We start from the raw sequence: 868 nt of genomic DNA, 5'->3' as shown, positions 1-868 counted from the left end.
CGACGAGCTTCAAACATTTCAACGTTGTTCTTAGTTGCCATTACAGCCTTACCTTGTGGGATAAGGAAGTTACGAGCGTAACCAGATTTAACGTTAACTGTATCGCCAAGACCACCTAGGTTACCGATTTTATCAAGTAGAATAACTTGCATTGTTTAATCCTCTTTTCTAAACGGTGCCGATTACTGATGCTTATCAGTGTACGGAAGTAGTGCTAGGTAGCGTGAACGCTTGATAGCGCGAGCTAGCTGACGCTGGTATTTAGCACTTGTGCCAGTGATACGGCTAGGTACGATTTTACCAGATTCAGTAATGTAGTTTTTTAGAGTTGTTACGTCTTTGTAATCAATCTCTTGAACGCCTTCTGCAGTGAAACGGCAGAATTTACGACGACGGAAGAAACGAGCCATGGGCTATCTCCTGATCTAAATTAAAGTCTTAAAGTCGGCAGTGGAGAACCACCACCAAGTACTAAATGAGTAAAAAATTACTCTGCAGATGCTTCTGGCTTAGCTTCTGTACGCTCTTCACGACGTGGAGCACGCTCAGAACGCTCTTCTTTCTGCTTAAGCATGATAGAAGGCTCAGTAACAGCTTTTTTAGTACGCATGATCATGTTACGTAGAACTGCATCGTTAAAACGGAAAGCAGTTTCTAGCTCATCAATCGCTTCTTGTGGCGCTTCAACGTTCATTAGAACGTAGTGTGCTTTGTGAAGCTTGTTGATTGGGTAAGCCATTTGACGGCGGCCCCAGTCTTCTAGACGGTGGATAGTACCGTTAGCTTCAGTGATTGAACCAGTGTAACGCTCGATCATGCCAGCAACTTGCTCGCTTTGATCAGGGTGCACCATGAATACGATTTCGTA

General features: G+C 44.0%; 3 protein-coding genes. All 3 read right to left on the bottom strand.

The features are described from left to right. Positions 1–152, bottom strand: a 152-nt coding sequence (gene rplI, locus ACVA6Q_RS24540) for a 50S ribosomal protein L9 (RefSeq protein WP_446649211.1), incomplete at its 3' end; no start/stop codon positions are given. A 30-nt stretch (positions 153–182) separates the two neighbouring features. Beyond that, positions 183–410 (bottom strand): 30S ribosomal protein S18, encoded by a 228-nt coding sequence (rpsR, locus tag ACVA6Q_RS24535; RefSeq protein ID WP_042503516.1) that lies wholly within the window; start codon positions 408–410, stop codon positions 183–185. A 77-nt stretch (positions 411–487) separates the two neighbouring features. Next, a partial coding sequence (gene rpsF / locus ACVA6Q_RS24530) for a 30S ribosomal protein S6 (RefSeq protein WP_446649210.1) occupies positions 488–868 on the bottom strand: 381 nt, incomplete at its 5' end.

The organism is Vibrio sp. DNB22_10_4, from assembly GCF_052879755.1.
This window is presented reverse-complemented; position numbering and strand designations above follow the sequence as displayed.

What these genes read in the sequence shown, in the direction of transcription:
- rpsR (WP_042503516.1), bottom strand. Translation starts at nt 410, where the DNA reads ATGGCTCGTTTCTTCCGTCGTCGTAAATTCTGCCGTTTCACTGCAGAA.